Below are 13488 nucleotides of genomic sequence, written 5' to 3'. Positions count from 1 at the left end.
TGCTGGATGCTAGCTAGCATGGGGCGATATAGCTAATTCATAGTTTTGACATTGCAATATCGGAAAAATCGATGCTTCCGACACTGAAGCAGATACAGCACTTTGTGGCCATCGCGGAGACCGGACAGGTGTCGCGAGCGGCGCAACGCTGCCACGTCTCCCAGTCTTCGATGACCGCATCGCTCAAGGCGCTGGAGGAAGCCGTGGGCGCCCCGCTCTTTTCCCGGCACGCCGCCGGCGTGAAGCTGACCGCCGCCGGCATCCGCTTCCTGCGGCATGCCCAGCAAATCGACAATGCGGTGCGCGATGCGGTCAGCGCCGCCGCGGTGACGCCCACCACGATGTCCGGCTCGATCCGCCTTGGCGTCACCGAGACCATCACGGCCTATGTCCTGCCCAAGCTGTTGCCCGCTCTGGAGCAGAAGTTTCCACGGCTTGAACTCGAGATCCTGGAGAAGCCGCGTGGCGATATCGAAGCGGAGATCCGGGCGGGCCGACTCGACCTGGCCTTGCTGCTGGTTTCGAACTTGCCCGAGATGCATCAGGTCGGCTGCGAAACGCTGCTACGGTCGGCGCGGCAGCTATGGGGCCATCCTGACCATCCACTGATGCAGCAAGAGGAAATCAGCCTGTCCGACGTGGCGCGGCACGATTACATCCTGCTCGACATGGACGAGCATATTTCCACTGTGCTCAAGTACTGGGGGCAGTACGGGCTCTCGCCAAGCGTGCGCCTGCAAAGCTGCTCGATCGAAGCCGTGCGCAGCCTGGTGGCGTCAGGGCGCGGCGTGTCTATCCTGTCGGATCTGGTGTACCGCCCCTGGTCATTGGAGGGGCAACGCATCCTGCGCCGCAACCTTTCAGACCGGCTGCCGTCCATGGATGTCGGACTGATCTGGAAAGCGGACACCGGGCCGGACGCACAAACGGATGCGTTGCGGGAGTTTTTGAGGGTCGCGCTGCTGGAGACAATGCGATAGCAATGCAAGCGCGCTTCCGCGCGACAAATTTACGGGGCTTCCGCACTCACGGCGACCCCGGGGATTGGTGCGGTCGCTTGCCACCTTCCTCCGGATCCGGCAAGGAAGGCGCGACGAACTCATTGCCCTGCTGGCTGCGCCACCGCAAAGCAGTTAGCACAAAGCTTTAGCGCTATGCCTGGCACGGGCAAAACATTCCTCGCCCGTCCTCCCCCACCCTTCTTACCCGATACCTGCGTCAAAGGGAAAACCCTGCTTTTCGCTGCAGTGTGGGCTCGTCTAGACTCTATCCATATTGTAGTCATATAGTCCATATTATGGACGAAACATTATGCCACCCCTTCCAGAATTACTGAAGCACGCTCAGTAAAAGCCACTTGCCGGGCCACGCTGGCCGGCAATCCACCTTGCACAACACCCTGCCGCGCCCTGCGGCAGCGCACCCCTATTGACATACAGATCCACTCATAAGGAAACGGAGACATTTCATGAAACGCCTCGGCTCCCGCTTTTTCTGTGCCATCCACGTCGGCATGGCTCTGCTGGCAAGCGCCAGCACAGGCAGCTATGCGCAAGGTAGCGCCAGCTATCCCACCCACAACATCGAACTGGTCGTGCCATTCCAGGCGGGCGGCGGCACCGACGCCCTGGCACGGGCCTTTGCCGAATCGGCGCGCAAGCACCTGCCCCAGAACGTCATCGTGATCAATAAGCCGGGCGCAAGCGGCGCGATTGGCTGGGCCGAGGTGGCCAACGCCAGGCCCGATGGCTACAAGCTCTCGCTGCTGACCGCCGACATCGCTATCGTGCCGCACCTTGGCCTGACCAAGCTGACATACGAAAGCCTGATGCCGGTCGCGCGACTGAATGCCGACCCTTCGGCGATCACCGTGCGCGCCGACTCGCCCTACAAGACCGTTGAAGCTTTTCTCGATGCGGCCAGGAAGGCCCCGAATACGATCCGCATCGGAAATGCGGGCAACGGTTCCATCTGGCACCTTGCCGCCGCCGCGCTGGAAGACAAGACCGGCACGAAGTTCAACCACATTCCATTCCAGGGCGGAAACCCCGCGGTGCTCGCTTTGCTTGGCGGCCATATCGACGCGGTAACGGTGAGCCCGGCCGAGGTCTACCCCTACGTCGCCGCAGGCAAGCTGAAGACGCTGGCCGTCATGTCGGACAAGCGCGTCAAGGGCTTCGAGAACGTGCCGACCCTGAAGGAAAGCAAGGTGGATCTGTCGATCGGCACCTGGCGCGGCATTGCCGTGCCCCTGAATACGCCGCCGGAAGTGGTCAGCGTGCTGCGCGCGGCGATTGCCAAGACGGCGCGCGAGCCAGCGCTCAAGGAAATGATGGACAAGCAGAACCTCGGACTGGCTTATGCAGACCAGGACGAGTTCAAAGCCGCGGTGGCGAAGGACAACGCCTACTTCAAGTCGCTGATCGAGCGCGTCGGCCTGAACAACAAGTAGTACCGCATTGGCCCAGGCGCAGCGCGCCTGGGGTCTGTTCGGCTTCCAGCAACTTCAAAAGAGAATATCGATGGGCATCGTCGTCAACCCAAGTCCGCCAGTAGATCAGGCGCTGGTCGCCAAGTTTGTGTCCATGGCCGAGGTCATGTCGCTGTCATGCGTCGTCTCCGATGCGTTCGAGCGCGCTGGCACCATGCGGCACGATATCAAGCCCAAGGCCGCGGACAAGAAGATCATCGGCACCGCGCTGACCGTACAACTGCGTGCGGGTGACATTGTCGATTGCCTGGACGTGTTCGACCTCGCCCGACCAGGCGATGTGATCGTGATCGATGCCTTCGGCGAAACCGAGACCTCGATCTGGGGCGGCCTGATGACCGGGCTGGCGCGAAACGCCGGCGTGGTCGGCGCCGTGATCGACGGCAGCTGCCGCGATACCGACGAAGCCAGGTTCCTGGGCTTTCCGATCTCTGCCAAGGCGTCCGGCCCGCGTCAGGCCCACACCGCACTGAGCGGGCGCCGTGAGCCGCTGGCCATCAACGTGCCAATCTCGTGCGGCGGCGTCATCGTCAATCCGGGCGATCTTGTGATTGCGGACGAGATCGGCGTCGTGGTCGTGCCGCAGGCCAACCTGGCCGAGGTCTACGAGCGCGCCACGACAATAGCGCGCAATGAAGAAGCCATGCGAGCGCTGATCCTGGAAGGAAAGACGTTCCAGGACCTGCTAGCCACGTTTGGCCGGATCTGAGCATGAGGCCATGCTGCATGCCTGCGCAGGCGCAACGCCCGGCCATGCGCCGAAGGCCGGAGGCCCGGCAATGAGCACTATCGAGGCCGCCAGGCTCATTGCGCTGGACTGGGGCACCTCGTCGCTACGAGCGCTGTTGCTTGGCGACACCGGCGCGGTACTCGCGCAGCGCACGGTGCCGATGGGCATCATGCGCGTGCCGCCCGGCGGCTTTGCGCAGACCTTCGCGCAGGTCGTCGGCGACTGGCGCCACGCCAGGCCGGAGTTGCCGGCGATCGCCTCCGGGATGGTCGGGAGCGCCCAGGGGTGGCAGGAGGCGCCGTACTGCCGCAATGCCGGACTGGCTGAAATCGCAAACGCATTGCAGCGGGTGCCGTCCGGCGATGGCGGCATCCTGCACATCGTTCCCGGGCTGTCCTTCGACCGGCCACGGCCGGAGGTCATGCGCGGCGAAGAGACGCAGGTCATCGGCGCCATGGCGTTGCAGCCGGCGCTGTGCGATGGCGCCAGGGTGGTCTTGCCCGGCACCCACAGCAAGTGGGTCGACGTGTCCGAAGCACGCTTGACTGCGTGCCAGACCTTCATGACCGGCGAGTTGTTCGCGGTCCTGCAACAGCACTCGATTCTCGGCCGCTTTGCGCAGCAAGGCGCTGCCACGACCGGGCCGGATGACGCGGCTTTCGATGCGGGAGTTTCGGCAGCAAAGGAAAACGCAGGTGGTATCGCTCCCCTGCTGTTCTCCGCGCGTGCGCGCGTGCTGCTCGGCGCAATGCCTGCATCCGCCAGCCTCGACTACCTGTCGGGCCTGCTGATCGGCGACGAGCTGCGCTGCATGCTGGACCGAGCGGCACCGCGTGTCGTGCTGATTGGCGAGCCGAGCCTGGTAGCCCGCTATCGCCGGGCGTTCGTCAGCTTCGGCATCGACGATGTCCCCGCCATCGCCGGTGCGGCGGAGGCCGGGCTCTGGTACATCGCCAGGCAGGCAGGCCTTGTCGGCTGACACCGCTCGCCTCTCCAGTTCAACCAATTTTGACGATGCAAGACTTTTTCTCCCGCTTACCGCTCGTCGCTATCCTGCGCGGCGTCACGCCCGATGAAGTCGTACCGATCGGCCGCGCGCTGGTCGCGAGCGGCTTCGCCATCATCGAAGTGCCATTGAATTCGCCCCAGCCGCTCGAAAGCATCCGGCGCCTGGCCGAAGCCCTTGGCCCTGAAGTCCTCGTCGGGGCCGGCACCGTGACGCAGCCCGGGCAGGTCGATGGCATTCGCCAGGCCGGTGGACGCCTGGTGGTGATGCCGCACGGAGATCCCGCAGTGGTGCGCGCCGCCAAGGCGGCCGGCATGCTTTGCGCACCCGGCGTGGCAACGCCCACCGAGGCATTCGCGGCACTGCAGAACGGCGCCGATGCACTCAAGCTGTTTCCGGCCGAGTCGCTGCCTCCGGCGGTACTGAAGGCGTGGGCCAGCGTGCTGCCTCATGGCACGCGCATGCTGCCGGTCGGGGGTATCACGCCGGAAGCGCTGGCGCCCTATCTGCGTGCCGGTGCCGCAGGCTTTGGACTGGGTTCGGCACTGTACAAGCCGGGCCTGGACGCCGATGCCGTCGGTGCAAACGCGGCTGCGTTCGTTGGGGCATGGCGTCGGATCGCACCGCCCGCCGTGGCCGAACCGTAGCCTGCGCGGCCTTTATCCATATCCCTGGCGATTGTTTCCTGCACCCCAGTCCTGGTCCGCGTTCCGCGATGCCCGGCGAAGCCGGGCCGCGTGATTTTTACCGCTTCAAACCGCTCCAACAAACCTTGACAGGCCCCACGATTACTTCCACAATTTGTCCATATTGAGGACTAAATGTCCACATTATAGACAGGAGAACCCCATGCAATCCAATGAAGCGCGCCTGGACGCCAGCGGCAACCCGGCCCTGATGCCCTACCAATACCCCAACCCTGCCGAAGCACTGAAGGAAATCGTCGTGCCCAACGCGATTCCCGAAGACGAGCGCGTCTGGGTGCCGCAGGCCGAGAACGTCTGGTTCCGGCCGCTGTGCCTGAATGTGTCGCAGGGGTACTGGATGAACCTGCTGCGCGTGCGCAAGTCCGGCGTGCTGTCCCGCCATCGCCATCCTCAGGCGGTCCATGGCATGGTGCTGAAAGGAAGGTGGCGCTACCTCGAGCACGACTGGATCGCCACCGAAGGCAGCTATGTGTTCGAGCCGCCGGGCGAGACCCATACGCTCTACGTGCCCGAGGATGTCGAAGAAATGATCACGATGTTCCAGGTCAACGGCGTGATGTACTACGTCGACCCGTGGGGCAAGCCGATGGGCTACGAAGATGTCTTCACCAAGCTCGACATGTGCCGCAAGCACTATGAGGCTGTCGGCCTGGGCGCCGGCTATGTCGACCAGTTCGTGAGGTAAGCATGGCAGCCAGCATGCAAGGCGGCGCTGCCCGCTACGACTTTGCCGGCTCGGTGGCCGTGGTCACGGGCGCCACCGGCGGCATCGGGCTGGCGGTGGCGCGCGAACTGGCACGGGCCGGCGCCCAGGTCGTCAACTGGGACCTGCAGGCCGCGCCCGATGCCGACGGCATCGCCGGCATGCGCGTCGACGTGACCGATGACGCCGCCGTCGCGGCCGTTGCGGACGCCACGCACCAGCGCTTCGGCCGCATCGACGTGCTGGTCAACAACGCCGGCTTTGCCGGGCCAACCATGCCACTGGCCGAGTTCGATCCCCAGGTCTGGCAGCGCGTCATCGACGTGAACCTGACCGGCGTGTACCGCGTCTGCCGGCATGTCGTGCCGCGCATGACCGCCGCTGGCTACGGGCGCATCGTCAGTATCGCGTCGCTGGCGGGCAAGGAAGGCACGCCCAATGCATCGGCCTACAGTGCCGCCAAGGCCGGTGTGATCGCGCTGACCAAATCGCTGGGCAAGGAACTGGCAAAGACTGCGATCCGCGTCAACGCCATCGCCCCGGCCGCGATCGAGACGCCGCTGCTGGCGCAGATGTCGCCCGCGCATGTGCAGACCATGATCGACAAGAGTCCGATGGCACGCCTGGGCACCGTGGATGAAGTGGCCGCGCTGGCGCTGTGGCTGTGCAGCGGCGCCTGCACGTTCAGCACCGGTGCCGTTTTCGACTTGTCCGGCGGCCGGGCCACGTACTGATAGCCCGCAAAGCAATACGCGCAGCAAACCCGCCGGCCGCGCGTCGCGCGCACGGCCGGCGCATTCAAGCAGATCAGCAATAGCAGGAGACAAGGCATGCCACGCCCCCGCGCCTCGGCATGTCCATCGAAGTATGACGCCCCCCTCTACCCCTTCCAACCAGAAAACCCGCCGCATCCAGCGGATGCAGTGGATCGCCGTGCTGTTCCTGACGCTAGCCGGCATGGTCAATTACCTGGACCGCAGCACGCTGTCGATCGCCAACCATTCGGTGTCGCAGGAACTCGGCCTGAGCGCTTCCGAAATGGGGCTGCTGCTGTCAGCCTTCTCGCTCGCGTACGCTTTCTCGCAGCTGCCGATCGGCGTGATGCTTGACCGCTTCGGCGCACGGCTGATGCTGGGCCTCGGCATGTTCATGTGGTCGCTGGCGCAGCTCACCGGCGGGCTGGTGTCGTCGCTGCACCAGTTCATCGTGGCGCGCGTGTTCCTCGGCATCGGCGAGGCGCCCCAGTTCCCCGCCGGCGCCAAGGTGGTCAGCGAGTGGTTCGCCAAGCATGAGCGGGGTGGCCCGACCGGCCTGTTCGTCGCCTCCTCGACCATCGCGCCGATGATCGCGCCGCCGCTGCTGACAACGCTGATGCTGGCCTTCGGCTGGCGCACGATGTTTGTCATCATGGGCGCGCTCGGCATTGCCGTCTCGATTGGCTGGTACCTGGTCTACCGCAATCGCAACGAGATCGCCCTCACCCAGGGCGAACTGTCCTACCTGTCCAGCGGCGAGGCCGACGACCGGCAGGAACGCCGCATGACCATGGCTGAATGGCGCGGCCTGTTCGCGCACAAGACCACCTGGGGCATGATCTTCGGCTACATGGGCGTGATCTACATGGTGTGGTTGTACCTGACCTGGTTGCCCGCGTACCTGGAGCATGAACGGCACCTGTCGATTGCAAAGACTGGCTGGATCGTGTCGATCCCGTATGTCTTCGGCACGCTCGGCATGGTGGGCGCAGGCTACTTCGCCGACTGGTTGATGCGCCGCGGCGTGAAACCGGTCACCAGCCGCAAGTGGCCGATCTGCGTCGGCCTGCTGGGTGCGGCGGCCTTCACCGTGCCGGCCGCCTACACCCCCAGCACGACGCTCGCGGTGGCCTATATCTCGCTGGCCATGTTCTTCGTCAACTTCGCCAGCGGCGGTGGCTGGGCACTGGTCAGCGTCGCCGCACCGCGCCGGATGGTGGGCTCGCTGTCGAGCCTGCAGAACTTCGGCGGCTACTTTGGCGGCTCGTTCGCCCCGCTGGTCACTGGCATCGTGGTTGACCAGACCCATTCCTTCGTCAATGCGCTGCTGATCAGCGCCGCCCTGGCCGTGGTGGCCGCGTTCATCTACCTGCTGGTCGTGCGCGAGCCGATCGGCGAGCACGATGTAGCGGCGCCGAACGGCCAGCCCTCGCCCTCCGGAGCCTGAACATGACTTATCAATCCAACCTGCTGCAACACAAGACCGCACTGGTGACCGGCGGCACGACCGGCATCGGCGCGGCCATCGCCGCGCGCCTGGCCTCGCTTGGCGCCACCGTCACCGCCGCCGGCCTGCCTGCGCCGGCCGGCACGCCCGAGCCGCCCGCCGGCGTGCGCACGGTGAACCTGGACGTCAGCAGCGACGAGAGCGTGAAGGCCGTGGTCGGATCGTTCGAGCGCCTGGACATCGTGGTCAATTGCGCAGGCGTGATCCGCCGCCAGGCTGAGCTCGACCCGGAAGTGTTTGCCCAGGTGATCGATATCAACCTGATCGGCACCATGCGCGTGTGCGCGGCCGCGCGCGAACGCCTGAGCGCCACGCAAGGCTGCATCATCAATACCGCATCGATGCTCAGCTTCTTCGGCGGTGGGCTGGTGCCCGGCTACAGCGCCAGCAAGGGCGGCGTCGCGCAGCTGACCAAGTCGCTCGCCATCGCGTATGCGGCCGACGGCATCCGCGTCAATGCGATCGCCCCCGGATGGATCGCCACGCCGCTGACGCAGGCACTGCAGGATGACGACGGCCGCACGGCCGCGATCCTGGAGCGCACCCCGCTCAAGCGCTGGGGCACGCCGGCGGAAGTCGCCGACGTCGCGGTGTTCCTTGCCACGCCGGCAGCGGCATTCATGACCGGCGCGGTCGTGCCGGTGGACGGCGGATACCTGACGGCCTGAGTTACCGGGTATGCCGCGGGCTCTCCTGCGGCAAAAGAGGTGCGCAGCCCCTCGGCTATAATCGCCGAGGTAGTTTCGCGCCCTTTTCTTCTTGCTCATGCCCAAGCCTGTCTCACCGAAACGCGCACCTGCCGCCAACGCTCCGGACGAGCCCAGCGGCGTTTCCGACGCCGCCAAGGCCACCGGAACCGCCGCGTTTTCCAAGTTCATGGCGGTGCTGCAGCTGGTGGCCGACGCCGCCGAGCCGCAGACGGTCGGGCAACTGAGCCGCGCCAGCGGCTATCCCCGCCCGACCGTCTATCGCATCGTCGGCGCGCTGCTTGCCGAAGGCCTGGTCGTCGAAAATCCGCGCACGGGAACCCTGACGCTTGGCCCGCGGCTGATCAGCCTCGCCAGCCGCAGCTGGGGGCGTTCCGACCTGCGCGTCGCGGCCGCAGACGCCCTCAAGACCCTGCGCGATACGACCCGCGAAACCGTGCACCTGGCCGTGCCCAGCGAGCTTGGCATGGTCTATATCGAGAAACTGGAAAGCCCGCAGGCAGTGCGCATGGCATCGCGCATCGGCACCCGCGTGACGCTGTACTCCAGCTCGGTCGGCAAGGCCTACCTGTCGGCACTGCCCGAAGCGCAGCGCGAAGCGTTGCTGGCAAAGGTAAAGATGGAGCGCTTCACGCCCAACACCGTCACCGACCGCAACGAGCTGCGCCAGGAACTGGTGGAAACCGCCGTACGCGGCTATGCCGAGGATCGCGAGGAAAATGAGCCGCAAATCTTTTGCTACGGCGCGCCCATCCTCGGTCCGGACGGCACGCCGGTGGCAGCGATCTCGGTCAGCATCCCGCTGTTCCGCCGCAGCGACTCGCCACTGGAGTCCTATGTGAAGCCGCTGCGCGAGGCGTGCCAGGCAGTCAGCGCGGCGATCGGCCCGGTGCCGGGCGAGCTGCTGTAGCCAAGGCGGCCGTCACCGGCGTTTTGCGATGGCGATGCCATCGGGCCGGCCAACGGGGATGCGCGCGACCTCCTCGAGCGTCTTCAGGTCGATGACGGCAACGAAATTGTCAGGCGTGCAGGACACCAGCGCACGGTCTGCATCCGCGTCCATGTAGATGCCGGCTCCCCGACCGGTCTTCATGAGCTTGATTAACGTGCGGGTCGCTGCGTCATAAACGGCCAGCGCGCCGGTCTTTACGCTGACCAGCATGACGCGCCGGCCATCGGGCGTGAACTTGATGCGGTGCGCGCCATCGACGCCACTCTGGATCCTGGCGGAGACGGTGCGCGCCGTGGTGTCGACAATCGAAATCGTGCCGGCAGGCGTCACCGTCCAGAGCTCACGGCCGTCCGGCGACACATCAAACCCTTCAGCCCCCTGCCCCACCGGCACCAGCGTCTGGACCCAGTCCATGCGTGGCTGGGCGCCGGCTGGCATTACCCCCGTGGGTGGCATGGCGGGCGGGACCATCTGGTTGTCGAGGATACTGACAGTACCCGATCCCACATTGGTGGCGTACACGTGCTTGCCATCGGTGCTGACGTGGATCATGTGGGTCGTATCCTGGCCGGTACCCATGATCCATTCGATCTTTCCGGCCTCCGGGTTCAGGCGCGCGACCGCCTTCGAGCCTTGCGCGGTGAACCAGATCCGATTGCCCACCAGAGCGAGCCCGTGGGGGCCGAGCAGCGGCAAGGTATCGATCGGTGCACGCGCCGTTCCCGTGGAGAGATCGATCACGTCGATCTCATGATAGGCGCCATAGCCCGGATTCGAGATGTATGCCGTGCTGCCGTCCGCCGCCACCTCGATCTCGTGAGGATCCGGGCCGACAGGAATGCGCCCGACCAATGCTAGCGAATCAACGTCCCTGACCTCAACGACGTGGTCCGTCTTGGAAATGATCAATAACGCGTTGTCGGGCACGCCGGCAGTCGCTGGCAATGGTGCCCCACCGGCGACGACCGTCGCGCCAACTGCGAACAGCCAGCGTTTCGCAAAAGATCTACATTTCACTATCAGCCCGCCTTCACCCAATTTCCACGGCACTCCCACCCTCAACATGATGGGAGCCAAAACAGAGATGGTATGCGTGACTCCGTCTGGCAAGAACAACCCACTCGTGATGACTTCAATAAGACTTCCTTATGCCCGGGGGAATGACCGCCGATCACGCTTGCGCAGGGACTGCCATCGGAGCGGCAAGGCCAGTCCTGATCGACAAAATCGGCGCGAGGCCCTGCACACCGTTTCATTGCTGCGCTGACCGGGACGCGCCAAGGTTCGGGAGGAATGGCGAATGGATTTGCAGGCCGCATTGATAGCACCCGCAAAATTCCATCAGGTGGAAAGTGTGCTAGATTGCGCCATGTCCTCCACCCCGCTCGAAAAACCACGCCGACAGCACCACGAAGACCCCGTACTGAACCGTTCGCTGGTACGTGGCGTGGAGATCCTTCGCGCGTTCCGTCCGGGTGCGGATCAGCTTGGCAACGGGGAGATCGCGGAACGCACCCAGCTTTCGCGCGCCACTGTCAGTCGCCTGACCAAGACGCTGGTTGAAAGCGGGCTGTTGGAGCATGATCGAGACCGCCGTACCTACCGGTTGGCCGCACCGGTGCTGAGCCTCGCGCATGCGATGCGCGCGGGGTCACCCGTGCTCGGCGTGGTCGCCCCGTTAATGCGGGCTTTGGCCGAGACGATGCGCATCAACGTGGGGCTGGCAACCGCGGACCGCGACGAGATGGTCTATCTGGAATCGGTTCGCTACAACCGCAAGGTGGCGCTGCGCAATGTAGTTGCCGGGCAGCGTGTGCCGATGGAACTGACCTCGCTTGGCAGGGCCTACCTCGCGGTGGTGGATGGCGCGCAGAGGCGCGCGCTGCTCGCGCAGTTTCGGCAGCGGCGCTCCGCCGACTGGCACCGGCTGCGCGAAGAGATAGACGCCGCCAAGCTCAGCGTGGATGCGAAGGGCTACTGTGCTGCCACGTGGCAGCCGGAAGTCGTCGCTCTTGCCGCGCCGCTCGTCCTGCCGGGGCGACCCATCTACGTGCTGAACGTCAGCGTCACGACCACGGCCGACATCTCGGCGGTGGAGAAGCAACTGAGCGGGCCGCTGCTCGCGCTTTGCGAGAAGGCGAAGACCGCGCTGCTGACCGCCGACAGGTAAGGTCCGGCGTGACGCCGGCAGGTCACCATTCTGTGGTCCAGCGTTGACGGCGCCTTGCGATTCCGCGCGTGAGGTTTCACCGCTGACGCTCCTTTCTGTTTGGCAACCCATATTGCATTGGCGATACGCACTCTACGCTGGTTAGACGTGGTGGGTTGCCCCAGGCTCGCCGCGCTTGTCCCGCCGCGCCTGCGGCTCCGCGGCGGGGCTTTTCTCGGCGACACGCTTCACCGCCCCGAGTTTCTCCAGCCGTGCTTTCTCGCCTATGCAAAACCCTCGTAGATTCAGCCCGAAACGAAAAAGCCTGGAGGAGCGCTCCAGGCTTTGCTCGGTGACATGAGATTTCTCTCGTCCCGCGGCCTTCAGGTGCGCGAAGAAGCCAAACGCCCGAAGACGAATTGTCCGAGATACCATGCCAGCTCTGAGTTCGCCAGGATGATGTCTTCGGATACGGACGATGCTTCCAGCCTCATCCGCTTCAATACAAGCTTGCCCTCGCGGGAGGCCAGCCATGCCCGGACAAAATCCTGTCGCGCTTTACTGTCCGCTGCCCCGAAGTACTCCCGTCCTTGGCGCGACTCTTCGTTTATGCGAGCGCGTGTCTCATCTTCACGCGATGCGACACTGCGCTCCACACTTGTCTTGGCCGCGATCTTCGCGATTTCCTTCTGTTCTTCCTCGACAACCAGCTTGGTCTGGACCTGGACCATTGTCCGTTCCGCCTCTGACATCCGCCAGTTGTCGCGCAAGGCCTTCATCAGATAGCCAGCGGGACTCTTCTTTACCTGGCCGCGATTGAGCTTGAAGCGCGTGTATTCGATCGCCTGCAGGATGCGATCATCGTTCCATGTCTCGCGGTTCTCCGAGATCTCGCCAAACTGCCGGGTCGACAGGTTGAACTCGTCCTTCAGGATCTTGTAGATCTGGCTGGCATCGGACAGGCTTGCCATGACGGCGTCCGCTGTGTCCTTGCGCTTTAGCAGAAACCGGATCCGGTCGACCTTCTTGGAGGACGTCGACTCTGTCTTGGTCTCATAGGTGAGTTCGATATCCGAGATCTCATTGATTTCACGGACCGCAGGCTCCAGCCAGTCACGCTTGAAGTATTTGAAGATGGTGGCATTCGCGCCCATCTTGCCCGGCCAGGTTCGCATTTCCTCGAGTTTGATCCAGTCCGTACGCCCATTGGGGACGCTCGGCAGGACCTTGTCATAGATCGCGCGTGCAAGACTGCGCGTAAAAGCGGTTGAGATGCGAAGGCTGAGCCAGTGAGACTTGCGAGGGTCTCGAATATGGGGAATCAGGCTGTGGTGCACATCGAAGCGAATCCGGCCGCGGTGCATCGCCACCATGCCGATCAGCTGGACCTGGATCCAGATATCGTTCTCGTCGGGCTCACGGTCTGACGGTGTATTTGTCACCCGGATCTTGGCATTCTGCGCTTCGTCCGCGATGGTTCGCAGATGCTTCAGGTTACGGCTGTCATAGCGCATCAACCACTTGAAGTAGTTGAGTTCGACGTCGTACTGGTCCGGAGTTTCCGACTCTTGGGCGACGATGAAATACGCGGCATCCAGGAACCGTCGCGCCGCCAGCCCCATGTTGACAATTTCCGTGAAGAAATTGTTTCTCTGGTAGCCGATTTCGCGGTTCGCCTCATTGATAGGCAAGCCGAGGTCGAACATGTCCTCGAACAATGCCAGCGCCATTTGGCGAGGTGTGGACCTCGCTCTGACTTCCACCGGATTGTCCGTCGCCAT

General features: G+C 64.2%; 13 protein-coding genes. 11 read left to right on the top strand and 2 right to left on the bottom strand.

The annotated features are described in order from the left end of the window. Nucleotides 1-71: 71 nt before the first annotated feature. The 10 genes from CTP10_RS30135 (at nt 72) to CTP10_RS30090 (ending at nt 9516) form a co-directional block, all read left to right on the top strand. Nucleotides 72-980 carry a LysR family transcriptional regulator gene (locus tag CTP10_RS30135; protein WP_116318381.1) on the top strand — a complete coding sequence of 303 codons (909 nt, stop codon included), beginning with the start codon at nt 72-74 and terminating at the stop codon, nt 978-980. 488 nt (nt 981-1468) lie between these two features. Continuing rightward, nucleotides 1469-2452, top strand: coding sequence for a tripartite tricarboxylate transporter substrate binding protein (locus tag CTP10_RS30130; protein ID WP_411860308.1), 984 nt, complete (start codon nt 1469-1471; stop codon nt 2450-2452). 7 nt (nt 2453-2459) lie between these two features. Continuing rightward, nucleotides 2460-3200 carry an RraA family protein gene (locus CTP10_RS30125; protein WP_147316195.1) on the top strand — a complete coding sequence of 247 codons (741 nt, stop codon included), beginning with the start codon at nt 2460-2462 and terminating at the stop codon, nt 3198-3200. 70 nt (nt 3201-3270) lie between these two features. Beyond that, complete coding sequence (locus tag CTP10_RS30120) at nt 3271-4200, top strand: 2-dehydro-3-deoxygalactonokinase (protein WP_116318606.1); 930 nt, start codon at nt 3271-3273, stop codon at nt 4198-4200. Between the two features lie 35 nt (nt 4201-4235). Continuing rightward, nucleotides 4236-4874: a 2-dehydro-3-deoxy-6-phosphogalactonate aldolase gene (locus CTP10_RS30115; RefSeq protein WP_116318379.1), complete on the top strand. Its 639-nt coding sequence runs from the start codon at nt 4236-4238 to the stop codon at nt 4872-4874. Nucleotides 4875-5076: 202 nt separating this feature from the next. Further along, nucleotides 5077-5619 carry a 2,4'-dihydroxyacetophenone dioxygenase family protein gene (locus CTP10_RS30110; RefSeq protein ID WP_116318378.1) on the top strand — a complete coding sequence of 181 codons (543 nt, stop codon included), beginning with the start codon at nt 5077-5079 and terminating at the stop codon, nt 5617-5619. Nucleotides 5620-5621: 2 nt separating this feature from the next. Next, nucleotides 5622-6371: an SDR family oxidoreductase gene (locus CTP10_RS30105; protein ID WP_233528004.1), complete on the top strand. Its 750-nt coding sequence runs from the start codon at nt 5622-5624 to the stop codon at nt 6369-6371. Nucleotides 6372-6555: 184 nt separating this feature from the next. Further along, entirely contained in the window at nt 6556-7839 is a 1284-nt protein-coding gene (locus CTP10_RS30100) for an MFS transporter (RefSeq protein ID WP_442875258.1), read from the top strand. 2 nt (nt 7840-7841) lie between these two features. Beyond that, a complete protein-coding gene (locus CTP10_RS30095; protein ID WP_116318376.1) occupies nt 7842-8567 on the top strand; it encodes an SDR family NAD(P)-dependent oxidoreductase in 726 nt (241 codons plus the stop codon). 97 nt (nt 8568-8664) lie between these two features. Next, the gene (locus tag CTP10_RS30090) at nt 8665-9516 is read left to right on the top strand and encodes an IclR family transcriptional regulator (RefSeq protein ID WP_116318375.1); all 852 of its coding nucleotides are present in this window, start codon (nt 8665-8667) and stop codon (nt 9514-9516) included. 12 nt (nt 9517-9528) lie between these two features. Here the strand turns inward: CTP10_RS30090 and CTP10_RS30085 are convergent, their stop codons facing one another. Beyond that, nucleotides 9529-10608, bottom strand: coding sequence for a YncE family protein (locus CTP10_RS30085; RefSeq protein WP_147316194.1), 1080 nt, complete (start codon nt 10606-10608; stop codon nt 9529-9531). 319 nt (nt 10609-10927) lie between these two features. Here CTP10_RS30085 and CTP10_RS30080 point away from each other — a divergent pair, with 319 nt between their 5' ends. Next, a complete protein-coding gene (locus tag CTP10_RS30080) occupies nt 10928-11728 on the top strand; it encodes an IclR family transcriptional regulator (protein WP_116318373.1) in 801 nt (266 codons plus the stop codon). Nucleotides 11729-12090: 362 nt separating this feature from the next. Here CTP10_RS30080 and CTP10_RS30075 read toward each other — a convergent pair whose 3' ends face one another. After that, a complete protein-coding gene (locus CTP10_RS30075) occupies nt 12091-13488 on the bottom strand; it encodes a replication initiation protein (RefSeq protein WP_116318372.1) in 1398 nt (465 codons plus the stop codon).

Origin of the sequence: Cupriavidus sp. P-10, from assembly GCF_003402535.2 — a bacterium.
Taxonomy (GTDB): domain Bacteria; phylum Pseudomonadota; class Gammaproteobacteria; order Burkholderiales; family Burkholderiaceae; genus Cupriavidus.
This window is presented reverse-complemented; position numbering and strand designations above follow the sequence as displayed.